The organism is Spirillospora sp. NPDC052269, from assembly GCF_040679435.1.
GTDB lineage: Bacteria > Actinomycetota > Actinomycetes > Streptosporangiales > Streptosporangiaceae > Spirillospora.
In genome coordinates this window covers 14875-36437 of record NZ_JBFAUU010000015.1, presented here as the reverse complement: position 1 = coordinate 36437, position 21563 = coordinate 14875, and the positions used below count along the sequence as shown (strand labels likewise).

The 21563-nt window shown below is 69.8% G+C and carries 26 protein-coding genes; 14 read left to right on the top strand and 12 right to left on the bottom strand.

The window, feature by feature from the left end; genetic code table 11:
* Positions 1-159 precede the first annotated feature (159 nt).
* Positions 160-1818 carry an aa3-type cytochrome oxidase subunit I gene (gene ctaD, locus AB0L06_RS29625; protein ID WP_500234401.1) on the top strand — a complete coding sequence of 553 codons (1659 nt, stop codon included), beginning with the start codon at positions 160-162 and terminating at the stop codon, positions 1816-1818.
* A gap of 29 nt (positions 1819-1847) precedes the next feature.
* Here ctaD and AB0L06_RS29620 read toward each other — a convergent pair whose 3' ends face one another.
* On the bottom strand, positions 1848-2207 hold the full coding sequence (locus tag AB0L06_RS29620; RefSeq protein ID WP_500234400.1) for a hypothetical protein: 360 nt from the start codon (positions 2205-2207) through the stop codon (positions 1848-1850).
* Between the two features lie 217 nt (positions 2208-2424).
* Between AB0L06_RS29620 and AB0L06_RS29615 the strand changes: the two genes are divergently transcribed.
* From AB0L06_RS29615 to AB0L06_RS29605, 3 genes are all read left to right on the top strand, one after another.
* Positions 2425-2706: a hypothetical protein gene (locus tag AB0L06_RS29615; RefSeq protein ID WP_500234399.1), complete on the top strand. Its 282-nt coding sequence runs from the start codon at positions 2425-2427 to the stop codon at positions 2704-2706.
* Between the two features lie 8 nt (positions 2707-2714).
* Entirely contained in the window at positions 2715-2912 is a 198-nt protein-coding gene (locus tag AB0L06_RS29610; RefSeq protein WP_500234398.1) for a hypothetical protein, read from the top strand.
* Positions 2913-3044: 132 nt separating this feature from the next.
* A complete protein-coding gene (locus AB0L06_RS29605) occupies positions 3045-4532 on the top strand; it encodes a pentapeptide repeat-containing protein (RefSeq protein WP_500234397.1) in 1488 nt (495 codons plus the stop codon).
* A gap of 731 nt (positions 4533-5263) precedes the next feature.
* Here the strand turns inward: AB0L06_RS29605 and AB0L06_RS29600 are convergent.
* The 7 genes from AB0L06_RS29600 to AB0L06_RS29570 all read right to left on the bottom strand — a co-directional run bounded on the left by AB0L06_RS29600 (position 5264) and on the right by AB0L06_RS29570 (position 10741).
* On the bottom strand, positions 5264-5452 hold the full coding sequence (locus AB0L06_RS29600) for a hypothetical protein (RefSeq protein ID WP_500234396.1): 189 nt from the start codon (positions 5450-5452) through the stop codon (positions 5264-5266).
* Positions 5453-5686: 234 nt separating this feature from the next.
* A complete protein-coding gene (locus tag AB0L06_RS29595; RefSeq protein ID WP_500234395.1) occupies positions 5687-6877 on the bottom strand; it encodes a helix-turn-helix domain-containing protein in 1191 nt (396 codons plus the stop codon).
* Positions 6878-6939: 62 nt separating this feature from the next.
* Complete coding sequence (locus tag AB0L06_RS29590; RefSeq protein ID WP_500234394.1) at positions 6940-7551, bottom strand: hypothetical protein; 612 nt, start codon at positions 7549-7551, stop codon at positions 6940-6942.
* Positions 7552-7735: 184 nt separating this feature from the next.
* Entirely contained in the window at positions 7736-8254 is a 519-nt protein-coding gene (locus tag AB0L06_RS29585) for a hypothetical protein (RefSeq protein WP_500234393.1), read from the bottom strand.
* A gap of 173 nt (positions 8255-8427) precedes the next feature.
* Complete coding sequence (locus tag AB0L06_RS29580; RefSeq protein WP_500234392.1) at positions 8428-9702, bottom strand: MFS transporter; 1275 nt, start codon at positions 9700-9702, stop codon at positions 8428-8430.
* Positions 9699-10223 (bottom strand): hypothetical protein, encoded by a 525-nt coding sequence (locus AB0L06_RS29575; protein ID WP_500234391.1) that lies wholly within the window; start codon positions 10221-10223, stop codon positions 9699-9701. Before AB0L06_RS29575 ends, AB0L06_RS29580 begins: the two co-directional genes overlap by 4 nt.
* A gap of 161 nt (positions 10224-10384) precedes the next feature.
* On the bottom strand, positions 10385-10741 hold the full coding sequence (locus AB0L06_RS29570) for a hypothetical protein (protein ID WP_500234593.1): 357 nt from the start codon (positions 10739-10741) through the stop codon (positions 10385-10387).
* On the opposite strand from AB0L06_RS29570, the gene AB0L06_RS29565 reads away from it, so the two are divergent.
* Positions 10625-11110 carry a LysR substrate-binding domain-containing protein gene (locus tag AB0L06_RS29565; RefSeq protein WP_500234585.1) on the top strand — a complete coding sequence of 162 codons (486 nt, stop codon included), beginning with the start codon at positions 10625-10627 and terminating at the stop codon, positions 11108-11110. The two genes, AB0L06_RS29570 and AB0L06_RS29565, sit on opposite strands and share 117 nt — an antisense overlap.
* A gap of 198 nt (positions 11111-11308) precedes the next feature.
* On the opposite strand, the gene AB0L06_RS29560 is transcribed toward AB0L06_RS29565, so the two are convergent.
* On the bottom strand, positions 11309-12028 hold the full coding sequence (locus tag AB0L06_RS29560; protein WP_500234390.1) for a flavodoxin family protein: 720 nt from the start codon (positions 12026-12028) through the stop codon (positions 11309-11311).
* A gap of 354 nt (positions 12029-12382) precedes the next feature.
* Between AB0L06_RS29560 and AB0L06_RS29555 the strand changes: the two genes are divergently transcribed.
* From AB0L06_RS29555 to infA, 6 genes are all read left to right on the top strand, one after another.
* The gene (locus AB0L06_RS29555; RefSeq protein ID WP_500234389.1) at positions 12383-13003 is read left to right on the top strand and encodes a phosphatase PAP2 family protein; all 621 of its coding nucleotides are present in this window, start codon (positions 12383-12385) and stop codon (positions 13001-13003) included.
* 210 nt (positions 13004-13213) lie between these two features.
* Complete coding sequence (locus AB0L06_RS29550; RefSeq protein WP_500234388.1) at positions 13214-14623, top strand: RICIN domain-containing protein; 1410 nt, start codon at positions 13214-13216, stop codon at positions 14621-14623.
* A gap of 187 nt (positions 14624-14810) precedes the next feature.
* Positions 14811-15194, top strand: a complete 384-nt coding sequence (locus tag AB0L06_RS29545; RefSeq protein WP_500234387.1) for a hypothetical protein — start codon at positions 14811-14813, stop codon at positions 15192-15194.
* Positions 15191-15664: a MerR family transcriptional regulator gene (locus AB0L06_RS29540; RefSeq protein WP_500234386.1), complete on the top strand. Its 474-nt coding sequence runs from the start codon at positions 15191-15193 to the stop codon at positions 15662-15664. The genes AB0L06_RS29545 and AB0L06_RS29540 overlap by 4 nt, the downstream gene beginning before the upstream one ends.
* A gap of 173 nt (positions 15665-15837) precedes the next feature.
* A complete protein-coding gene (locus tag AB0L06_RS29535; protein ID WP_500234385.1) occupies positions 15838-16632 on the top strand; it encodes a GNAT family N-acetyltransferase in 795 nt (264 codons plus the stop codon).
* On the top strand, positions 16629-16853 hold the full coding sequence (infA, locus tag AB0L06_RS29530; protein WP_500234384.1) for a translation initiation factor IF-1: 225 nt from the start codon (positions 16629-16631) through the stop codon (positions 16851-16853). Before AB0L06_RS29535 ends, infA begins: the two co-directional genes overlap by 4 nt.
* Before the next feature lie 106 nt (positions 16854-16959).
* On the opposite strand, the gene AB0L06_RS29525 is transcribed toward infA, so the two are convergent.
* The 3 genes from AB0L06_RS29525 to AB0L06_RS29515 all read right to left on the bottom strand — a co-directional run bounded on the left by AB0L06_RS29525 (position 16960) and on the right by AB0L06_RS29515 (position 18541).
* Positions 16960-17289, bottom strand: coding sequence for a hypothetical protein (locus AB0L06_RS29525; RefSeq protein WP_500234383.1), 330 nt, complete (start codon positions 17287-17289; stop codon positions 16960-16962).
* A 150-nt stretch (positions 17290-17439) separates the two neighbouring features.
* A complete protein-coding gene (locus tag AB0L06_RS29520) occupies positions 17440-17925 on the bottom strand; it encodes an SRPBCC family protein (RefSeq protein ID WP_500234382.1) in 486 nt (161 codons plus the stop codon).
* A gap of 190 nt (positions 17926-18115) precedes the next feature.
* The gene (locus tag AB0L06_RS29515) at positions 18116-18541 is read right to left on the bottom strand and encodes a VOC family protein (RefSeq protein WP_500234381.1); all 426 of its coding nucleotides are present in this window, start codon (positions 18539-18541) and stop codon (positions 18116-18118) included.
* A gap of 97 nt (positions 18542-18638) precedes the next feature.
* Here AB0L06_RS29515 and AB0L06_RS29510 point away from each other — a divergent pair, with 97 nt between their 5' ends.
* From AB0L06_RS29510 to AB0L06_RS29500, 3 genes are all read left to right on the top strand, one after another.
* Complete coding sequence (locus AB0L06_RS29510) at positions 18639-19676, top strand: helix-turn-helix transcriptional regulator (protein ID WP_500234380.1); 1038 nt, start codon at positions 18639-18641, stop codon at positions 19674-19676.
* Positions 19677-19787: 111 nt separating this feature from the next.
* Positions 19788-20264 (top strand): MarR family winged helix-turn-helix transcriptional regulator, encoded by a 477-nt coding sequence (locus tag AB0L06_RS29505; protein ID WP_500234379.1) that lies wholly within the window; start codon positions 19788-19790, stop codon positions 20262-20264.
* A gap of 242 nt (positions 20265-20506) precedes the next feature.
* Positions 20507-21487, top strand: a complete 981-nt coding sequence (locus AB0L06_RS29500; protein WP_500234378.1) for a zinc-binding dehydrogenase — start codon at positions 20507-20509, stop codon at positions 21485-21487.
* The last annotated feature ends 76 nt before the right edge of the window (positions 21488-21563 follow it).

The following is a 21563-nucleotide window of genomic DNA, read 5'->3' as shown; positions in this document are numbered from 1 at the left end:
CCAATTGGGCGTGATTATTTACGCGGCGGAGCGTTGCCCGCGTCGGCCCTCCTGGTAGATCTTCACGAGAAGCGCAGAGCGGGGACGGACGCATAGGGCACCGCCGCACCATCGCGCCAGACGCCGATCCGCAGAATCACCCGAGCCCGACGGACGAACATGAGAACCGCAGAACCCGCAAAGGAAGCCGTTCCGACGCCCCGGACGAGCAAGGGGAGACTGGTCGCCGACTGGATGTCGACGACCGACCACAAGAAGATCGGTTACCTCTATCTGATCACTTCCTTCGCCTTCTTTCTGTTCGGCGGCGTTCTTGCCATGCTCATTCGGGCCGAACTCCTCAGGCCCGGACTCCAGATACTCAGCAACGAGGAGTTCAACCAGTCGTTCACGATCCACGGCACGATCATGCTGCTGATGTTCGCGACCCCGCTGTTCGCCGGCTTCACGAACGTGATCATGCCGCTGCAGATCGGCTCGCCGGACGTCGCGTTCCCGCGCGTGAACATGCTGGCGTACTGGCTGTACCTGTTCGGCAGCCTGATCGTCGTGCTGGCCTTCCTGACCCCGAGCGGCGCCGCGCCGTTCGGCTGGACCGGCTACGCCCCGCTCTCGAGCGCCGTGCGCTCGCCGGGCGTCGGCGGTGACATGTGGGTGATGGGCCTGGCCATGTCGGGCTTCGGCACGATCATGGGTGCGGTCAACTTCATCACCACGATCCTGTGCATGCGGGCCCCGGGTATGACCATGTTCCGGCTGCCGATCTTCGTGTGGAACGTCCTGCTGACCTCGGTCCTGGTCCTGCTGGCGTTCCCGGTCCTGGCCGCGGCGCTGCTGGCCCTGGAGGCCGACCGCAAGTTCGGCGCGCACGTGTACGACGGCGCGCACGGCGGCGAACTGCTCTGGCAGCACCTCTTCTGGTTCTTCGGCCATCCAGAGGTGTACATCATCGCGTTGCCCTTCTTCGGCATCGTGACCGAGATTCTGCCGGTGTTCAGCCGCAAGCCCTTGTTCGGCTACATCGGCCTCATTTTCGCGACCATCAGCATCGCCGGTCTATCGATGGCCGTGTGGGCACACCACATGTTCGTCACCGGACAGGTGCTGCTGCCGTTCTTCTCGTTCATGACGTTCCTGATCGCCGTGCCGACAGGTGTGAAGTTCTTCAACTGGGTCGGGACGATCTGGCGAGGGCAACTGACGTTCGAGACGCCGATGCTGTGGGCGCTCGGCTTCCTGGTCACCTTCCTGTTCGGTGGCCTGACCGGCGTCATCCTGGCGTCCCCGCCGATGGACTTCCAGCTGTCGGACACCTATTTCGTCGTCGCGCACTTCCACTACACCGTCTTCGGCACCGTGGTGTTCGCGATGTTCGCGGGCTTCTACTTCTGGTGGCCGAAGTTCACCGGGAAGATGCTGAACGAGCGGCTCGGCAAGATCCACTTCTGGCTGCTGTTCATCGGCTTCCACGGCACGTTCCTGATCCAGCACTGGCTGGGCGCCGAGGGCATGCCGCGCCGGTACGCCGACTACGCCAGCGAGTTCACCGGGCTGAACGAGGCCTCCTCGATCTTCTCGTTCATCCTCGGCGCGTCCGTGCTGCCGTTCCTCTACAACGTCTACATCACGTGGAAGAAGGCCGAGCGGGTCGAGGTCGACGACCCTTGGGGATTCGGCTCGTCCCTGGAGTGGGCCACTTCATGCCCGCCCCCACGCCACAATTTCCGCTCGATCCCGCAGATCCGGTCGGAGCGTCCCGCGTTCGACCTGCACTATCCGCGCCAAGGAACCGCGACCAAGCCGGTCGACGCCGTGTAGGCGCGCCTTCCCGGCCGCGAGTCCGAGGGTCAGCGCAGCCACCGCAGCGCCGCGTCGGCGCTGTCCTCGGGGCTGGTGTTGAAGGCGATGGCCGCGTCGGGCGCGTGCTGCCGGACCAGGTTGACCACCTTCTCGAAGAACTCGAGCAGCGGCTCGTGCTTGCGGATGCCGCCCCCGACCACCACGCAGGCGTGGTCTCCGCTGGTCAGCGCCCCGACGATCGTCTCCTCGGGGTTCTCGTCGAGCGCCACAAGGCAAACATCGGCCTCGATGCCGTGCTCGTCGAACCGGGCCTGGCCGCGTGCCAGCGCCGCCTGGATCGGCGCCGGATCCCAACCCTCGGCCTTGGCGGGGTCGAGACCGATCACCAGTACTCGCGCTGCTGCCACGCGTCCTCCGTCTCGGAACTTCTCCACGCCGCCGCGTTGGCCGAGGGCGGTGCCCGCATGCAACGGCACTATCGAACTCCTCCACGACCGCCACGTCGCCATGATCCTGCCATGGAGGGGCACAGGCCGCTTGACGAACCGAGAGACGGGCAGCGATCCGTCCCCGTCGTGTCCGGGATGTAAAGGCCGTAGACCCACAGGGTGAACCAGGGTCGGCGTGTCCGACCCACCGGGAAACCTTGGGCTCGGCGGCAGCGTCTACTACCGGGACACCGGCGAGGGCCAGACGCTCCGCGCAGCCATCATCACCGCCAAACTTGCCACCCTCGACCCGGCCGCCGTCGAGGCCGGAACCGTCCCCGCGCTCGACGACGACCAACACGTCCACCTCTCCGTATTCACCCCGCTCGGCGTCGCCGAGGCCGTTCCCAACGTCCCGCCGGCCCCGCCCGGCCGCCCCATCGAGCCCGGCACGTGGGCATGGCCCCCGCGCACCTGAGGAGTGACATGTCCGCACCCGTAGAGAGCAAGGTCACGGCCGCCTCGGCGGCGGCGCTCATCGCGGCGGCCGTCGTGGGCTATCTCGTCGTCAAGCTGCCGGGCCTGTCCGGGCTGGCCGACCCGCTTCAGGCGCTCGTCACCGCCGTCATCACGGCCGCGCTCACCTTCGCGGCGGGCTGGCTCGGCAAGCACGCGCTGCGCTGACGTAGCCTGCCCAGGTCGGCGGGTGGGAAAGCCCAGCCGACTGCGCCCCGTCTCCTTCGGGAGGCGGGGCGTTTTCGTGCCTGCGAGGAGGATGCTTGTGAACGCCTCTCGTTGCGGCCGCGTCTGAGCAGCATGGGCGAGATAGCGCCGAACGGCGCGGCAGGCGGTGCCGATCGGCCGGACGCGGGCGAAGGTCTGGCGCGGAAGCGAGAAGAGGCCGCCGGGCTTTGGCCGATCCGCCGTTCGCTGACGGTCGCGGGTGTCGCGGCCGTGCTCGGCCTGGTGGCGTTGATGACGATCGTGCTGGGCACGCTGGGGTTCCCGCACGTGGAGCACTCCAAGAGCCTGCCGCTCGCTCAACTGCTGGACGTCCTCAAGCTCGTCCTCGGCACGGTCGCCGGGGTCGGGGCCCTGTTCGCGTTGGTGACGGCCTACCGGCGTCAACGGCTGGCCGAAGCCGCGCATAATCTCGCCGAGGCTGCGCACGAGCACACGCAGAAGGTCGCTGCTTTCCAGCAGGACCATCAGGAGCGGCTCGCCCGCAACGCCGAGCACGATGCCGCCGAGCGGCGTATCACCGAGTTGTACAACGCCGCCGCCGAGCAACTCGACTCCGATAAGGCCCCCGTACGACTCACGGCCCTGTACACCTTGGAGCGGCTCGCCAACGACAACCCCAGCCACCAGCAGACGATCGCGAACATCATCTGCGCCTACCTACGCATGCCGTACTCCCAGCTTGGATCGCCGGAGGCTGAACAGTATTCAGAGACGCGCACCGATGGCCAACATATAGTTGGTGGAGTAACGAGTTCTGACTCTCGCGAAGAGCACCAGGTTCGCCTCACCGCCCAACGCATCCTCCAAACCCACCTTTACCCAGTTTCCGCATCCTTTTGGCCCGAGATTGATCTCGACCTCGCCGGTGCCACTCTCATCGATTTCAACCTTAGTGGCTGCACCCTGCGCAACGCCAACTTCGGTGCCGTGAATTTCACCAATGGAGCGGATTTTCGAGAGACAATTTTCAGTGGCCTCATCCTTTTTGACATTGCCAGGTTCGGCGACTACGCCGAATTTGGCATGGCAAGGTTCAGGGGAGACACCTCCTTTACTGGTGCGACGTTCAGCGCCGAGACCAGCTTTAGCGGTGCAGAGTTTAGCGAGTCCGTCAGCTTCTCCGGCACAGCGTTCAGCGACTACACTGGATTCTCCGAGGCAAGGTTCGGTGATGTTGCCTCCTTTGTTGGTGCAAAGTTCGACGGCACCGCCAACTTCTATTCCGTGAAGTTTGACGGCTCCTCTTTCTTTTACGAAGCGGAGTTCAGGAGTACCGCGAACTTCAACTCTTCGAGATTCGACAGTGAAGCCGATTTCGAGAATGCAGAGTTTACTGGCATCTCGTGGTTCAATTCAGTAGAGTTCAATGCTGAAATCAGCTTCAGAGATGCGAAATTTGCGGAGCATGTGAATATGGATCGCGCTCACGTCCTCGATCGGAATCGCCTGTGCCTGCTGCCGTCGGGCTGGCGGATCGAGGCGGCGGAGGGCACCGCCGCCCGTCTGGTTCGGGACGGCGTGGCCGGACAGAGCGGGCCCTCCGGGGGGGCCTCGGCGTGATGTGGTAGTCCCGACAAGGGTTTGTCCACAGAACGTCGCCCGGAACGCGGCGAGCGCCCGGCGTTCCTATGGTCGGCTCATGGACATCGACCTCATCACCAGCCTCGCCTAGTGCGCCGCTGCGCTCGCTTCGACCGTCCGCGCCCTCGACGCGCTCCGAACGCGACGGAGCCGCCCCGGCGCTTCCCCGCGCCGGGACGGCTCGTCTGCTGGCCGTGGCCCCAAGGTGCACGCCTCGCCACGGGTCATCGGACGGAGGACCGCCCCGCCCCGGGTACGGGGCGGCCCGTCTGTCCGTGGCCCCCAGGGGCGCCCTTTTGTCTTGGGGGCCGCGGGTCTACTTCCGCTCGCGCAGCTCGCGCGCGAGCTGCGGCCCGCTCGATCATGTCGCCGTAGACACGGACGGCCTCGGGGTTCTCCGGGCGCCCCTGCGAACGCTGAGACTCCGTGACGATCGCGTTCAGGAAGCGGTCAAACGACCACAGTGCGAGCGCGAGCGCCTGCCTATGGGTGAGGGTGGCCGGGTCCGGCAGTTTGTCCAGATCGGGAAGGGCGGGGGTAACCCAGTCAGGCACGACGCACCTCCTCCTCCGCCGTCGCCCGGCCGCCCGCGGAGCAGCGGCGGCCGGGCGACGCCCCCCACGGCGCAGGCGGGCGCGTGATCCCTCCTGCGCCGGGTTGAGCCGTGCGATCGAGCGTGAGCCCGTGCTCTCCTGCGATCGCACGACGCTTCATGACCGACCGTCCTCGTCAGCCAGTTCGAGCAGGCGGGCGCGGATCGCGATCACGGTGTCCGCGATGTTGCTGGCCTCGGCGAGCGGCTTCTTTCCAGGGGCCCAGAACCACAGGCGGTCCGCGTCGATGGTGCGGGGGAGGCATGTGACGAGCATCCCCACGTTCGGGCGGGCCGGGTCGGACACGAGGAGACCCGTGTCCGCCTGCTCCGTTCCGAGACGTTGCCCGCAGAGGTGAGCGCCCAACGCGGCGAGGCGCTCGCGGCGTGGCTGGAGGACGCCGTCCGGCGGGGCGGCTTCTCGGTCCTCATCCTGTTGCGGTTGGCGTGTCTCTCTCACAACACACAGATTCGCCGCGCTGGCGTTCCGTAGTGTTCCAAAGTGGTGCAGCGACCGCCTTGTCGGACCGGCGCTCCCGTGTTAAGCGCTCATGCGTGAGTGGAGACGGCGCAGCGACTCGGGCAACGACCGCCGGACGTCCACGAGATGCGCCACCACGGACCGCGCCGTCGGGTGAAAGGTGACCATTTGCGGAGCAATCCGGTCGGCGCTCGCGAGCCGTTCCAGTGCCTTGCCGTAGTCGCCGACCTCGACATGCACGCGCGACATGTCGATCTCGTGATGCGCGCGGCGCTCAGGTGGCAGCGCGTTCAGCGTGCGCTCGCCGATCTCGTGATCCCGCCGTGCCGCTTCGTCCAGGTCGCCCAGCTCGACCGCCACGGCCACGCCGTGAACGGCGACGTTCGCGGCCGTGAACTGGAGATCATGCACAGGCGCGCGATGCGTCTTCGACCAGACCCGGTCGAGCGCCCGGCCGTGGTAGTCCCATGCCCGCGAGGCGTTGCGCGGCGAGCGGGCTGCGGTGATCGCGGAGCGGAGTTCGAGCGCTCCGGCAACCTCATCCGCGTCCGGAAGGCCCGGGTCGATCTGCGCCGAGGCTCGGTCGAGCAGCGTCAAGGCCGGTCGAGTCTGGTCCATGGACATCAGCAGGAGCGTCCGCGGCAACGTCACCACGAGCGGCAGGTGAGGATCCTGGGACCGCCGGGCGGCGTCCATCGCACGATCCATGAGCGCGAGCGCGTCACCTGTGTACCCGAGTCGCCGCGCGAGACTCACGGCCGCGTAGTGGCCCCGGGACAACAGCACCCAGACGGCTCGGTCGTCGGTCTCGTAGGCGTAGTACGTCAGCTCTTCAAGGACGCTTGGCAGGATGCCGCCGAGACGGCTCAACTTGGCGTCCAGGAGCAGGCGGCGGGCAGTCGCGACCTCGGCGGCGAGGACGTCGAGATCGCGCGGCTGGCCCTCCAGTTCGGGGCCGACGTCCACGTATGCCAGGACGCGCCGCAGCTCCGGGATGAACGCATGAACACGGTCGTCGTGGCCGCGCGCCTGGTAGGGCTGACCGTACAGCTCGGCCGCGTCCATGCCGAGCGCGGCAGCCGCGGCGGCGACGAACGAAGGCGTGGCGATCTTCTGCCCTGCCTCGACCTGAGCAATGTGACCGCGCGAATACTGGCTCTTGCTCGCGAGACCGACTTGCGTGAGGCCGCGGCGCTTTCTCGCCCGAGCGATCCGAACGCCCACGGTCTCCGGGGGAGCATTCTGCGTCATAGGGCCCTGCACCTTCCTGAGCGTCTCGACAACCTCAGGCTACGGCGCGGGGGCCTTACACGTCAGGGGGACGGCCGGAGCGTTGGGCGCGCAATCCCGCCGGCCTGGACCGTCCAGTCGATCGGCGGGATCGGAGAGTCGGGGCTCGGCGCCGCGTAGGTGACACTGACGGCCCGCTTCCCGCGCGGCACCTCGTACACCACCCACCCTCGCACGCACACACCCGGCCGAATCGTCCGCGGACTGGCCGGGTACAGCGGCACCGAGAATGCGTCCGCCGACCACGATTCAGCGGGCGTGGCCGCCGTCGAGTCGGCGAACCGGATCGTCCAGCTCGACCAAGCCACCGTCGCCATCCCGGCCGCCGACCGCCGAAGGCACGTCTTGACCTCGGCGCCCGCGTACTCGTAGCCGGGCCGCTCTGGGTGCCGCGTGGAGCGGAGCGGCTGCCGGTAGGCGAGCGCCGTCACGAATGCCTCGACGTCCGTGGTGGCGGCCCTCACCGGCATCCCGAAGGTCAGCGCGGCCGGGCTGCTCGATGGAGCGGGGGCTGGCGCGCTCGACGTGGCCGGGCGCGCTGTAGGCGTGGCCGGGCCTGCTCTGAACTTCTCGGACGAGCAGCCCGTGACGGCGGCGGCGAGGACGACGAGGGCGGCGATGATCCGCGCGGGCATGGCGTCTCCCGGAGGGTGGGTGTGATGCCCGTGGGACGCGGCACCCCCGCGGGCGGTTCACACGGCCGCATGCGAGGGCAGATCAACATCCCTCATCGCCAAGCATTGGCTCACACCACCAACGCACCCGAGCGCAGGTCAGCGCCCTGATCGCGAAAACACCCAGGTCGCGAAACCCCTGCGCTCAGTTGAAGCAGTCCTGGCGCTTGAGCTCGAGCATGACGGCGGTGACCTTGCCGTGGCCTACTCCGAAGGAGTACAGGGCCTTGCGGTTGCCCGGCGCGGTGACGTCGTAGTACCCGTGGATGGTGCGGTGGACGCCCGGGTAGGCGCGCTTGAGCTGGGCCAGGGACGAGCCGGCGTGGATGCCGCGGGTGGTCGAGACCCCCTTGGGGGCCGTGATCATCGCGACGCCGTACCTGGTGGAGATGTAGCCGCCGACGTTGTTCCGGCCGGTCGGGTGACCCTTGAGGTCGTAGCCGATGCAGGAGCGGTCGCGGTGCTTGACCACGACGGCGCCGGAGCGGAGCACGGCCTTGGCGGACTCCCCGATCCGCACCTTGCCGTAGCCGAAGGGCGTGAGGCGGTGGCCAGCCGCGGCCTGCTGGTCGGCGGCGCTCGCGGCGGTCGCCCCCGTGGCAAGCGCCAGCCCGGCGGTGAACGCCACGATCGCCGGACGCGTGATCCTGCTGCTGAGTCGCATGCTGTTTCCCCGTTCTCGATGGACTCTGTGCGCTTCATGAGATGCAGGTCATACATCACCGGTTCGGGGGTTTTCCAGAAGAATCCGGCGTCTTGGTGGAGCAGCAGGCCTGCCGGTACGGGACTTGTCCGGGGTTTGACCGCGGGCCGCTGTGGCGGTTGTCTGCGGGATGCTCAGTTCTGGTTGGTGAGGGACGGGTGGAGGCGCTTTCGGCGGTTGAGAGTGCCGGCCAGGACCGCGACGAGCATGCCGGCCCCGGCGAGAAGCGCCCCGATCCAGGCCGGGGCGGTGTATCCGAGACCGGCGTCGATCGCGCTGCCGCCGAGCCAGGCGGCGATGGCGTTGCCGAGGTTGAAGGCGGCGATGTTGGCGGCCGACGCGAGCGCGGGCGCGTCCGCCGCCTCGTCCATCACCCGGGTCTGGACGGCGGGCACGAGCATGAAGCCGGTGATGCCGAGGGCCACGAGCGTCAGCGCGGCGGGGATCCGGGCGTGCGCCGTCGCCGTGAACACGGCCAGGACCAGCGTGATGCCGGCGAGCGAGGTGTAGAGCGCGGGCATGGGGCGGCGGTCGGTGGCCCGGCCGCCGACCAGGTTGCCGACGAACAGTCCCGCTCCGAGCAGCACCAGCAGCCATAGCACCGCGCCCGAGCCGAAGCCGGCCACGCGGGTCATGATGGGGGCGAGGTAGGTGACCGTGCCGAAGACCGCGCCGAAGCCGAGCGCGGTGACGGCCAGCGCGAGCCAGACCTGGACCCGGCGGAACACCCGCAGTTCGGCGTGCAGGCCTCCGGACGCCTCGGTGGGCCGGGCCGGGACGAGCAGGGCGATGCCGACCAGGCTGACCACGCCGATGGCGGTGACCGCCCAGAAAGTCGAGCGCCAGCCGAACTGCTGGCCGAGCGCGGTGCCCAGCGGCACGCCGAGCACGTTGGCGGCGGTGAGCCCGGTGAACATCAGGGCCACCGCCGAGGCCTTCCTGGCCGGGGCGACCAGGTTCGCCGCGACCACCGAGCCGATGCCGAAGAAGGCGCCGTGGGTGAGGGCGGCGACGATCCGTCCGGCCATCAGGACGCCGTAGGACGGGGCCAGCGCGGAGATCAGGTTGCCCGCGATGAACAGCGCCATGAGTCCCGCGAGCATGGTCTTGCGCGGGACGCGGGTGCCGGCGGCCGTCAGCAGCGGAGCGCCGACGGCGACGCTGATCGCGTACGCGGAGACCAGCAGGCCCGCCGACGGGATGGAGACCCCGACATCGGTGGAGATCTCGGGCAGCAGGCCCGCGATGACGAACTCGGTGAGGCCGATTCCGAAGGCGCCGACGGCCAGTGCCAGGAGCGCGACCGGCACCGCCGGGGCCGCCTTCGCAGTGGACGTTCCGGTGGACGTCCCGGAGACCGGTTCGGTGATCGGTTCGCTGATCGGTTCGGTGATCGGTTCGGTGGTCACGCCGGATCCTCCTCGCCGGGGGCGGGGACGATCCGGTGGCTGCCCTGGAAGACGAGGTTGTGCAAGTCGGCGGCGGCAATGGCGCGGAGCGTGGGAAGCTCGGCGGCGGCCTCCTGCGGGGTGACGACATTCAGCGGCCACTGGCCGACGGTTCCTCCCTGTAGGTGCGGGTGATGGAATCCGGCGCCGTAGAAGGCATGCAGGCGGACCGGTGTGAGGCCGGCGGCCCGCTGCACGGGCCAGGACAGCTCCCACCGGGCGTCCAGGCCGCGTTCCTGAGTGCGGCGGACGCCGGTCGCGTGGACCTGGCCGGTGCCCTGCAGGAGGTGGATGTTCATCTCCGCCAGGACCTGGCGGGCATAGGGGTCGACGAGCGGCACCGCCTGCAGGAACAGCTGTTCCTTGCCGGACCGGTCGCGAACTGGGCGGGCGGGCGGGTGGCCGTGGGTGCCGTCGCGCAGGTCGGCGAAGTGCCGCAGCAGCGAGGCCAGATGCGCCGGAGGCGCACCGGTGGTGTCCATGAGGTTCCTGTTCGAAGGGCACCGCCCCGCCCGGGCGCGTCCCGGGCGGGGCGGCGGCGTCTGTCAAAACGGTCGGCTCAGAGCAGTCGGCTCAGAGCGGTCGGCTCAGAGCGGTCCGGTCAGAGCGGTCCGGTCAGAGCGGTCCGGTCAGAGCGGTCCGGTCAGCGCAGGTCGGCGAGGTTCACCGCGTCGGCCATGGCCCGGTAGCCGGCCCCGTTGGGGTGCTTGTGGTCGCTGCTGTCGAAGTCCGGGCGCAGCCGCTCGGGGTCGCTCGGGTCGGCGACGGCCTTGTTGAAGTCGACGACCGCGTCGTACTCGCCGGAGGTGCGGATCCACTGGTTGAGCTGCCGGATCTTGGCGGACGACGTGGCGGTGTGCAGCTCACCGACCCGCTGGGCCCGATGCGCGCCGGCGAGGTCGATCTGCAGCTCACCGAGTTCCCGATCCGCGAACCCGACATCGCCGTCGGGTCCGTGGTGTTCTCCGAACGCCGCGCGCTCATGGTCCCCACGGACCATCCGCTCGCCGCACGCCCGTCGGTGTCGGTCGAGGACCTCGCCCACACCACACTGATCCCCGTGACGGGCGAGACCGTCCCGCAGTACTGGCTGGACGCCTACTACCCCCGCCGCACCCCGTCCGGGCAGCCCATCCCCCACGGCCCCGGCGCGACCTACTGGCAGGAGATCCTTTCGCTGGTCGGCTCGGGCAAGGGCGTCTCGACCACCTGCGTCCGGGCCATGCGGTACTTCTCGCGCCCGGACGTCACCATCGTCCCCTTCCACGACGCGCCGCCGATCGAGTACGGACTGCTCTGGCCGGTCGGCCGGCAGACCGCCCGGGTCCGCGTGTTCGCCGAACTCGTCGTCCAGACCTCCTCGAAGTGACCCGCCGCCGACCGCCCGCCTCGCGCCACTCCGGAACGATGAGCTGAACTCACCGGCGACCACCCGGGGCGCACATGTTCCGGCTCCTCACGGCCGGGCGGTGCGAGACGCCGTGCCAGGCATGAGCAGCGTGCCGGGTGTCGCCTCGGCGCGCGGCCGCGATGCCGCGCGCTGAGACCTCGCAGCCGTGCGGGGCGGCTAGCGGTAGTCGGGGTTCTCGAAGTCGAAGCGGCAGCCGGCCTCCCATTCCGAGCGCTGGTTGCCGTGGGCCGGAATGCCGCCCGCGTCCTTGAGCATCCGCGCCAGGTGCAGGAGGTTCCAGGTCATGAAGGTGGTGTTGCGGTTGGTGAAGTCGTTCTCCGGGCCGCCCGAACCGGCGTCGAGGTAGGAGGGGCCCGGTCCCGCAGGGCCGATCCAGCCCGCGTCGGCCTGCGGGGGGATGGTGTACCCCAGGTGCTGCAGGCTGTAGAGGACGTTCATCGCGCAGTGCTTGATCCCGTCCTCGTTCCCCGTGATCAGGCAGCCGCCGACGCGGCCGTAGTAGGCGTACTGGCCGTGCTCGTTGAGGATCCCCGAGTTGCCGTACAGGCGCTCGATGACCTTCTTCATCTCGGAGCTGTTGTCGCCCAGCCAGATCGGCCCGCACAGGACGAGGATGTCGGCGGCCATCACCTGGCCCTGGAGTTCCGGCCACTCGTCGCTCGGCCAGCCGTGTTCGGTCATGTCGGGCCAGACGCCGGGGGCGATGTCGTGGTCCACCGCCCGCACCTCGTCCACGTGGACGCCCTGCTTGCGCATGATGTGCGCGCTGAGGTCGATCAGGCCCTGGGTGTTGCTGGTCTCCGGTGAGCGCTTGAGCGTGCAGTTGATGAACAACGCGCGCAGGTCGTCGTAGTGCCGAAGGGCGGAATCGGTCATGGCTGGCACCCCGTGTGCTGGTCCGGTCCTGCCTGGGATGAGATCGTTCCCCGTACGACCTGCGCCGAAGCCGATGGCGGGCGACAAGGTCCGGCCGCCGCGGGCTCGGCCGTCCGCCGGCCTCGCCGAGTGCGCTCCTCCCCCACCGCGGCGATCACCGGTTCAAGAACAGTCACGGACGCCGTCTCGCCGGTGATTCCCGATCCGTCGGCCTCCCGTTCACCTGTCGTCTACAGTCGTGTAGATATCTACGCGCGCACGGACGCCGCGCCGTCCAGTGCGCCGTCCAGTGCGCCGTGCTCTCACCGCGCGTCCAGCGTGCGCCCCGCCCGTCCGTGGAAGGACAGCCCACTCGTGATCAGCTCCACCGGCCCGGCCCAGGCGTTGGACGGCTCCCGTATCGACGGGGGCCTCTACACCGACGTCACCGAGTTCGCCCGCCACACCCACTGGCTCAACCAGGCCATGGTGTGGTGGACCGGCTACGGCGCGGTCCTGTTCGTCCTCCTGCTGGTGGCGGGCTGGTGGGTCGCACGGCGCGGCGGGGCCGCCATGATGGCGGGCGCCCTGGCGGGGTTCGCGGCCGCGGCGGTGTCCTACCTGGTGAACAGCGGCATCAAGGACGTGTTCACCGAGCCGCGCCCCTGCCGCGCCCTTCCCCACGACTTCCTGCTGGAGGCGTGCCCGGCGCCCAGCGACTACGCCTTCCCCAGCAACCACACGACCGTCGCCTTCGCCGCGGCGGTCGCCGTCCTGATGATCCACCGGGGCCTGGGCGCGCTGGGGCTCGCCGCCGCCGTCCTGATGGCGTTCTCCCGTGTCTACGTCGGCGCGCACTACCCGCACGACGTGCTCGTCGCCGCGCTGGTCGGATCGCTCGTCGCCGTGCTCTGCGTCTCGATCGGACGAAGGTTCGGCGGCCCGGCCGTCCAGCGGCTGCAGTCGGGGCCGCTGCGCCCTCTTCTCACCACGTGAGGAGGCACCGCAGGCCACCCACACCGGGGGGCGGCGGACGGCCGCCCGTCGACTCGCGAGTGCGCTTCGGGGCCACACGCCGTGCGGATCGCGGCATGTGTGGTGACCTGCGCGTTGATCGGGTGAACATCCGGTGCTGATCGACACCCCGTAGCTGTGATGCCCGGAGCGGACGGAACCGCCGTCCGCCAGCACCGGGAGACATCACTCGTGAGATTCCATCCCCCCGTCTCGCGCGCCGTCATGGCGCTCGTCGCCGGAGCCACGCTGGCCGCCACCGCGAGCACCGCCGCCACCGCCTCGGCGTCCGCCCCTGGTTCGCCCACGCCGCCGGGCGGCGGGCACGTCTCCGGCCACCAGGTTCGGGCACTGCGCGGGGCCGCCCTCGACAGGACGGTCCCGAAGCAGGTCACCCAGCGCTTCCTGAACCACCGGAAGGGCGTCGACTTCATGAAGGGCTCGCCCCGGACACCGGCTCCGGCCGTATCCGGCTGGGACGGCGCGCAGCACCTCACCTGGGGCGTCACCATGAAGGGCACCGGCGTCACGGGCGGCGTCACCACGCAGTCGGTGAACCCGAACGGACGGCTGCGGAACCCGTCCGACCCCGACACCGTCTACGCCCCGACCTTCCTGCCGAACGCCAGGCAGGGCTGCATCGAGGTCACCACCTGGTACAACGCGGGCAGCGCCCAGGTCGCCGCCTGGAACTGGTGCGACCCGAAGGGCCAGTACGGCTTCCAGGCGGGCGTCCCGATCGACCAGAACTTCCTCGGCGCCTACACCAACGGCGACTCGGCCTACCGCGTCTGGCAGCAGCAGACCGACGCCTCGTCCAACACCTGGACGGCCTACCTCTACAACTACAAGACCCAGGCGTGGGACTCCCTGTTCACCAGCTCCGGCACGTCCGGGCTGACGAACTACCCGGAGGGCTTCGGCTGGAACATGTGGGAGGTCTACACCAACTACAACGCCTCCACCGGGCAGGGCTGGTACTGCGGCGACTTCGCACCGCAGCGCTGGACGAGCCGGGACCTGTCCCTGCTGCCCCCGGGCGGTAGCTGGACCAAGGCGGACACCGCCGGCACCAACACCGACACCCCGCGTACCGACAACGGCCTGTGCAACGACGGCCGCGCCTTCCGCACCACCGACGGCCCGGCCGCCTGGGAGGTCGTCCCCACGACCGGGACCCTCCCGACGCAGCGTGTGAAATTGCACTCCGCCACCGGGTACAACGCCGACGTGGACGGCGCGCTGACCTCCAACGGCACCAAGGTGAAGGCCGAGGTCGACAACGGCAACGACGCCCAGCGCTGGAACCTGGTCGGCCAGGGCGACGGCAGCTACGAGGTCCAGTCGGCCATCGCCACCGGCAGCGCCCTGGATGCCAACACCAACACCTCCTCCACCGTGGACGGCACCAGCTACTACACGCAGCTGTGGTCGTTCGGCGGGAGCGCCAACCAGAAGTGGCGGCTCAACGCACAGTCGGACGGCACTTACACGATCACCGCATACGACGGCGGCTGCCTGACCACCAACGGCCAGGGCAACGCACTGGGCTACTGGAAGTGCACCGGCGCCGACAACCAGAAGTGGCAGATCACCCAGTAGGAAGCGACCGCCCCAGGCGAGCGCGGCGCCCGGCCCAATAGGCCACGCCGCCGTGCGGGCAGCGCGACACGGCGGGAGGCCCGACCACTCGGCCGGGCCTCCCGCCCGCATGAGCCGCTCGCCCGGCCTCATCCGACTGTCGCGGGGTTTGCATCCGGTACCGAGGTACAGGCTTACCGTCGAGGACATGGAGATTCAGCAGGTACCGGTGGGATCGGGTGAGCGGGGATGGGTGCCGCAGTCGTGCACGCTGCCGACGGCCGAGCGTCCGCTGCGCGTCGCGGAGTTCGACACGTTGTTCGCCGAGGCGGTGGACGAGGTGAAGACCGTCGGACCCGGCCGGGTGCGGCTGGCCCTGAAAGCCGACGCTGTCGTGGCTGGGCGAGCGGCCGAGCTCGCAGCCCGGGAGACCGCATGCTGCTCCTTCTTCACCTTCGCCCTGACCGCCACCGGCGGTGCGCTGACCATGGAGATCAGCGTCGACGAACCCCATCTGGACGTGCTGGACGCGTTGACCGCCCGGATCGTCCGGAGAATCGCGGCAGCCGATGCCTCAGGGACGCGGCCGTGAAGGCTCCCGTCGGTGGCCGGTTGCGCAGCGGGCAGGTCGCGGCCGCGGCAGGGTTGAACCAGCAGACGCTGCGGTACTACGAGCGGCGCGGCCTGCTGGCCGAGCCGGACCGCTCCCCCGGCGGGCACCGGCTGTATCCGACCGAGGCGGTGACGCTGCTGCGGGTGATCAAGACCGCACAGCGGCTGGGCTTCACCCTGGAGGAGGTCGCCGAGCTACTGGAATCCGGGACGCACCGGCACCCCCGTCCCCGCACCGGACTGCAGGAACGTGCGCGGGGCAAGCTCGCCGAGCTCGAAGCCGAGATCGCCGATCTGCGGGTCATCGCGGGCACGCTGCGCCAAGCGCTCGCGGCGGGGTGCGACGACCTGGTCTCCTGCGCCGCCGAACAGGACTGCCCCCTGCCGTTCGCCGGGCCGACCGACGCGGCTGACCCGGCCGATCCGGCGAGGACGCGGAAAATGATTTGAGCGAGATGGTGCGCGCTGCTACTTTCATTGCGGATCGTGAAATCGTCGCAAGGAGGTGAGACCCGTGAACGCTGTCACCCATGGGTGCTCCCTCCGCCGGTCACGGTCCGTCGGCTGACGTTCGGTGTCGCCAGGAGCGCCTGAGATCGAGGCACTCCTGGAAGGAGACGCCAATGAACGAAGAGTCTTTCCCCTCCGGCCTGAGCGAGAACGCGTTGGTGATCACGCGCGTCGCGGACAGGCAATGGCACGCGCTGGACGATGACCTGGTGGTCGGCCGCGGGTACGCGGTGCACCGGCCCGACGGACGCCTGTTCGTCGGCATCGACGCCTGGCGCGACACCGCCTTCGCCCTCCTCGCCGAGGCGATGCTGGCGGAGCTGCCGGCGCCGCTGCACACGGTGGTCGACGAAGCCGACGCCGAGCTGACGGCCAACTGGCGGCGGGCCGGTTTCACGGTCCGGCGCCGCGAGTTGGAGTACGTCGTGCCGACCGACCCGCGGGTCACAGGGCTCGACGACGTCCTGCCGCCCTCGGGCGTGACGATCGTGCCCGCCGGTCAGGCGGACGAGGGCCGGCTGCGGGCGGTGGACCGCACGATCCGTGACGAGGTCGAGGCGACCGTCGGGTGGCACTCGATGCCCGCGGAGGTGCTTCCGCGCTACGAGGGCGACACCATCGTCGACCCGTCGAAGTACGCGGTGGCCGCGACGCCGGACGGCTACCTGGGTCTGATCCGGGTGGTGCCGGTGACCCGGCGGCCGCGCATCGGGCTGGTCGCGGTCCGGGCCGGTGAGCAGCGCCGGGGCATCGCGCGGGCGCTGCTGGCCCACGCGCTGGGGACGCTGCACCGCTCCGGTTACGCCGAGGCCTCGGCCGAAGTCCACGAGTCCAACCCAGCGGCCACGGCGCTGTTCGAGGGCGTCGGCGCACGGCCGATGAGCAGCAACCTGGAGCTGGTCCGATGAGTAGGAACAAGAACGGCGTCGAACTCGAGGGCAGGGTGGTCGAGTGCCTGCGCAGCGCCATGTTCACCGTGGAGCTCGACAACGGCCACCGGGTGCTCGCGCACATCAGCGGGAAGATCCGCAAGAACTACATCAAGATCCTGCCGGAAGACCGGGTGCTGGTGGAGCTCACGCCCTACGACCTGACGCGCGGCAGGATCGTGTTCCGGTACCGGAACTAGCGGCGGTCGGCAGACCCTGCTGTAACTGATCCGGGCCCCGGTCACGGCGTTTCCGTGACCGGGGCCCGAACGCCCGGCCGGGTGGGGTCAAACCCCACCCGGCCCGCTACCCGTCCTCGATGTCGGAGATCAGCTTGGTGCTGAGGTCGCTCTGCACGGCCAGGCGGGTGTGGCCCGCGTCGGGTCCGGTCCCCCAGGTGAGGGTGACCGTGGTGAACAGGTGCCCGGCGCCCGAGTCGTGATAGCGCACCGCCCAATGGGTCGGGACGTCCTGGGCCCGCAGGACGCCGTCGGCGTGGTTGGCCTCTTCCCACGCGGCCAGCTTCTGCCGAAGATCCTCGGTCAGATAGTGGGCACGCAACTCTTCGCCCAGGTCGTCGGTGCCATCGGAGACCGCGTCGATGTAGGCCCCGTAGAAGTCGGCCACCCGATCCACGGCCGAGTCCGGGCTGCCTTCCCGAACCGGGCTGGATACCTCTTCATCTGCCAACGCTTGCATCCCTTCGGTCACGGCTGGACACAGCAACCTCATCGTGTCGACGAGCGCGTACCGTCCGCTATGAGCAAGGGGCCACACCAGTGCGTCTCAGGGGTGGGACTTCTGCGCGGCGAGGTCGGCCAGGTGGCGCAGCGAGTTGGGGAGGTGCTCGGGGCCGAACGGCGGGAACGGGAGGCGCTCGCGGACGGACTGCGGCACCGCCGACCAGTCGTAGGTGAGCGTGACCTCGGTCTTGGACGGACCGAGCGGCGCCAGGTCGTAGCGCCACGTCCAGCCGCCGAACTCCAGCCGGCCGTCCTCCTGCTCCGTGCCCGGCATCCAGCCGATGGCGCGCGGCGGGTCGAGCACGAGGACCTTGTTGGCGATCCGGTAGCGGCCGTCCGGATGGTTCGGGTGGTACATGGCCATCCGGAAGACCTGCCCCGCCGCGGTCAGCGGCTCCGGGTCAAGGCACTTCTCCACCCAGCCGGTGCCGTCGATCGACACGTGGGTCGTCGGGTCCGCCAGCACCGCGAACACCCTGGCCGCCGGGACGGCGACGGTCAGGGTGGCGCTCACGATCTCCTGGTCCATGGTGGGACGCTCCTTGCCCTCATCTCGGCCTCCCCGCAGGCGGAAGAGGACGTTCTCCCTATGCAGACGGCGCGACCGGACGAAACTCATCGGCCGCAGGAGCGGGCACCTCGACCGGCGGCTGGATCGGCGACGCCGGAACGCCGGCCAGGGAAGTACAGGAGGCGCGCTCCCGTACTCCCCTGACGGGCTACCAGGCGTTCGAGTCGCTCACGACGTCGAGGACCCAGGTGACGCCGAAGCGGTCCCGGGCCATCCCGTAGGCGGACGCCCAGCCCGCGGGGCCCATGGGGATCACGATCGTCGCGCCGTCCGCGAGCTTCTCCCAGTAGCCGGTGACCTCCTCGACGGTCTCGCCGCGCACCGAGACGAAGAACGCGTTCGTCCCCTGCTCGTAGGGCAGCCGCGACGGGACGTCGTAGGCCATGACGTGGAAGCCGTTCCCGGCGAGGACCTGGCCCCACATCACCTGGTCGGCCTCGGACTCCTCCTGGACGTCCCCGGCGTCCTTGTAGGTGACGACGGCGAGGTCACCGCCGAACACGGACCGGTAGAACTCCAGCGCCTCGCGTGCGTCGCCGCGGAAATTCAGGTGGGTCGTGGTCGTGACGGACATAGTCGGCTCCTTCGATTCCGAGCTGCTTGCTGTCGTGAGCCAAGGTCGCAACGGAAGTGGCCAGGTTGTGTCCTCTACTTCGGCCAGGATGGGGAACATGCCGAAGACCTCAGCGCGCCTGCTGTCACTGCTCTCGCTGCTGCAGGCACGGCGGGACTGGCCGGGGGCGTTGCTGGCCGAGCGGCTGGAGGTCAGCTCCCGCACCGTCCGGCGCGACGTCGACCGGCTGCGCGAGCTGGGGTATCCCATCGCGGCCGTCAAGGGCCCGGACGGCGGGTACCGGCTCGACGCCGGGACGCGGCTCCCGCCTCTGCTGTTCGACGACGAGCAGGCCGTCGCCCTGGCCTTGGCGCTCCAGAACGCCGCCGCCGGCGGGGCCGCCATCGGGGACGCCGCCGCCCGGGCGCTGAACACCGTCCGGCAGGTCATGCCCGCCCGGCTGCGCCACCGCGTCGACGCCGTCGAGTTCACCGCCGTCGCGCGTCCGGCGGACCGTCCGGACCCGCGGGTCGACGGCGAGGTGCTCATGACGCTCAGCGCGTCCGTCCGCGCCCGCGAAGTGCTGCGCTTCGACTACGTCACCGCGTCCCCGCCGGATGCCGCCGACGACCGGATGCCGCCCCCGCCGCGCCGCGCGGAACCCCACCACCTCGTCACCTGGGGAGCGCGCTGGTACCTCGTCGCCTGGGACCTCGACCGCGCCGACTGGCGGACCTTCCGCGCGGACCGCATCACCCCGCGCACTCCCCCGGGCCCCCGCTTCACCCCGCGTGAACTGCCCGGCGGGGACGTGGCAGCCTTCGTCACCGGACGGTTCTCCGGCTCCGACGGCTCGGGCGACTGGCCCTGCCGCGGCGAGGTGATCCTCGACCTGCCCGCCGCGGTCGTGTCCCGCTACAGCCGCCACGGCGTCGTCGAGGAACTCGGTCCCGACCGCTGCCGCCTCGTCCTCGGCTCCTGGTCGTGGCCCGGCCTGGCCGCCGCCATCGGCAGGTTCGACGCCGACATCACCGTCGTCGGCCCGCCCGAACTCAAGGACGCCTTCGCCCACCTCGCCCGCCGCTACGCCAACGCCGCCGCCGACACTCCCGCCGACGCTCCAGGCGAGCCGCACACCGGGCTCGATCCGGCCTGACGGCGCCGGCTCGACGATGGGGCGGGCGGGGACAGATGGATGCGCTTGCATAGATCGACTTCGCGAGTTATAGTTGGTTTTGTCAAACCAACCAATCGTCAGGGGGCCGGGATGGAAGGCGCGCAGGGGAACGCGAACGGCCGGCAGCGGGAGGCCACCGACCGGGTGGCGGCGGCGCTGGCCACGGTGGGCAACTGGATGTTCGCCCCGGCCACGCGACGCCGGATCATGGCGGACTCCGGACTGGAGCTGTCCCTCGGTGACTACACGCTGCTCGCGCAGATCTCCCTGCACGCTCCGGTGCGGCTGTCGGTCCTGGCCGAGCTGATGGAGGTCGACAAGTCCACCCTGTCGCCTCCCGCCAAGCGCCTGGAGTCACGCGGGTTCATCGAGCGACGGTCCGACCCCGCCGACGCCCGGGCGCAGCTGGTGAGCGTCACCCGGGAGGGCAAGCTCGCCATCCGCGAGCTCTGGAAGGCCAGGACGGCCACCGTCGCGGGCCTCCTCGACGGCTGGGAGCCGTCCGAGATCGAGCACCTGGCGGACGGCCTGGCCGCCTTCGCCGAGGCCATCAAGAAGGGCTCGTAGCCCCACCGCGGCCAACGCGGCCGCGCGTGATTCATCGCCATACCTGTTCCTAGGCGTACCTGTTCCTAGGCGTACCTGTCTCATCGACGTACGCGTTCGCAGGCGCACCCGCCCACAGGCGTAGCCGTTCGCAGGCGTGCCTGATCACGGGCGTACGCGTGCGCAGACCTACGTGTTCACAGGCATACGTTTTTGACGTGCGTGCTCTTCGACGTGCGTGTTCATCGAACGGAGTGAGCACCATGCGTGCTGTTGTGCTGCGCGAATTCGGGTCACCGGCCCGGTTGAACGTGGAAGAGGTGCCCGCCCCCCGGCCGGGGACGGGAGAGGTCACCGTGAAGGTGGCGGCGGCCGGCGTCCAGTTCCTGGAGACCCAGGTGCGTTCGGGCGTGATGCGCGGCGTCCTGGGCGGGGCGGGCCTGCCGGTCGTCCTCGGCAAGGAGGTCGTCGGAGAGGTCGCGGAGGTCGGCCCCGGCGGTGATCCCGCCCTCGTCGGCACCCGTGTCCTCGCCACCACCGCGGGGACGGGCGGGTACGCCGAGATGGCCGCCGTCCCCGCCGATTCGCTCATCCCGGTTCCGGAGGGGCTCGACCCTCACGACGCCGTCGCGCTCTACCGGTACGGGGCCACGGCACAGGGCTTGGTCCGCGCGGCCCCGGCGGGCCCTGGCGATCGTGTCCTGGTCCTGGCCGCCGCGGGCGCCGTCGGCACGATCCTGGTGCAGTTGCTGAAGCGGGCCGGCGCGACGGTCATCGGAGCGGCGCGCGGCGAACGCAAGCTCGACCTCGTCGCCGGGCTGGGCGTCGACCATGTCGTCGACTACTCGCTCCCCGACTGGACCGACCAGGTGCGCGAGGCGGCCGGCGGCTCCGTGGAGATCGTGTTCGACCACATCGGCGGAACGCTCGGGCGGCAGGCGTTCGAGCTGCTCACGCCGGGCTCCGGCCGGCAGGTCGTCTTCGGCTTCACCAGCGGCACGCCTCTGGACGTCAAGCCCATGGAGTTGTTCGGCCGGAACCTGACCCTCAGCGGGTTCAGCGCCGGCCAGATCTGGAACCGGCCCGCCCTGGCCCGCGAACTGGTCACCCAGGTGCTCGACCTGGCCGCGGCGGGCGAGCTCACGCCGGTGGTCGGTCAGCGCTTCCCCCTGGAACGGGCGGCCGACGCGCACGCCGCCGTCGAGGCGCGCGGAACGCTCGGCAAGACCCTGCTCATTCCCTGAGTCCCGACGGACTCCCCCAAGACTCCCAGAAGCCGTTTCCGGCCTGGGTGAACCTATCGATGTGTTTTGAAACTAG

Excerpts from the sequence above, each read along its gene's own strand:
- AB0L06_RS29575 (WP_500234391.1), bottom strand. The coding sequence starts at position 10,223 with ATGGACACCACCGGTGCGCCTCCGGCGCATCTGGCCTCGCTGCTGCGG.
- AB0L06_RS29585 (WP_500234393.1), bottom strand. The coding sequence starts at position 8,254 with ATGCGACTCAGCAGCAGGATCACGCGTCCGGCGATCGTGGCGTTCACC.
- AB0L06_RS29520 (WP_500234382.1), bottom strand. The coding sequence starts at position 17,925 with ATGGACCAGGAGATCGTGAGCGCCACCCTGACCGTCGCCGTCCCGGCG.
- ctaD (WP_500234401.1), top strand. The coding sequence starts at position 160 with ATGAGAACCGCAGAACCCGCAAAGGAAGCCGTTCCGACGCCCCGGACG.
- AB0L06_RS29500 (WP_500234378.1), top strand. The coding sequence starts at position 20,507 with ATGCGTGCTGTTGTGCTGCGCGAATTCGGGTCACCGGCCCGGTTGAAC.
- AB0L06_RS29510 (WP_500234380.1), top strand. The coding sequence starts at position 18,639 with ATGCCGAAGACCTCAGCGCGCCTGCTGTCACTGCTCTCGCTGCTGCAG.
- AB0L06_RS29610 (WP_500234398.1), top strand. The coding sequence starts at position 2,715 with ATGTCCGCACCCGTAGAGAGCAAGGTCACGGCCGCCTCGGCGGCGGCG.
- AB0L06_RS29535 (WP_500234385.1), top strand. The coding sequence starts at position 15,838 with ATGAACGAAGAGTCTTTCCCCTCCGGCCTGAGCGAGAACGCGTTGGTG.
- AB0L06_RS29605 (WP_500234397.1), top strand. The coding sequence starts at position 3,045 with ATGGGCGAGATAGCGCCGAACGGCGCGGCAGGCGGTGCCGATCGGCCG.
- AB0L06_RS29515 (WP_500234381.1), bottom strand. The coding sequence starts at position 18,541 with ATGTCCGTCACGACCACGACCCACCTGAATTTCCGCGGCGACGCACGC.
- AB0L06_RS29505 (WP_500234379.1), top strand. The coding sequence starts at position 19,788 with ATGGAAGGCGCGCAGGGGAACGCGAACGGCCGGCAGCGGGAGGCCACC.
- AB0L06_RS29565 (WP_500234585.1), top strand. The coding sequence starts at position 10,625 with ATGCGCGCCGGCGAGGTCGATCTGCAGCTCACCGAGTTCCCGATCCGC.
- AB0L06_RS29590 (WP_500234394.1), bottom strand. The coding sequence starts at position 7,551 with ATGCCCGCGCGGATCATCGCCGCCCTCGTCGTCCTCGCCGCCGCCGTC.
- AB0L06_RS29570 (WP_500234593.1), bottom strand. The coding sequence starts at position 10,741 with ATGGTCCGTGGGGACCATGAGCGCGCGGCGTTCGGAGAACACCACGGA.
- AB0L06_RS29560 (WP_500234390.1), bottom strand. The coding sequence starts at position 12,028 with ATGACCGATTCCGCCCTTCGGCACTACGACGACCTGCGCGCGTTGTTC.
- AB0L06_RS29545 (WP_500234387.1), top strand. The coding sequence starts at position 14,811 with ATGGAGATTCAGCAGGTACCGGTGGGATCGGGTGAGCGGGGATGGGTG.
- AB0L06_RS29595 (WP_500234395.1), bottom strand. The coding sequence starts at position 6,877 with ATGACGCAGAATGCTCCCCCGGAGACCGTGGGCGTTCGGATCGCTCGG.
- infA (WP_500234384.1), top strand. The coding sequence starts at position 16,629 with ATGAGTAGGAACAAGAACGGCGTCGAACTCGAGGGCAGGGTGGTCGAG.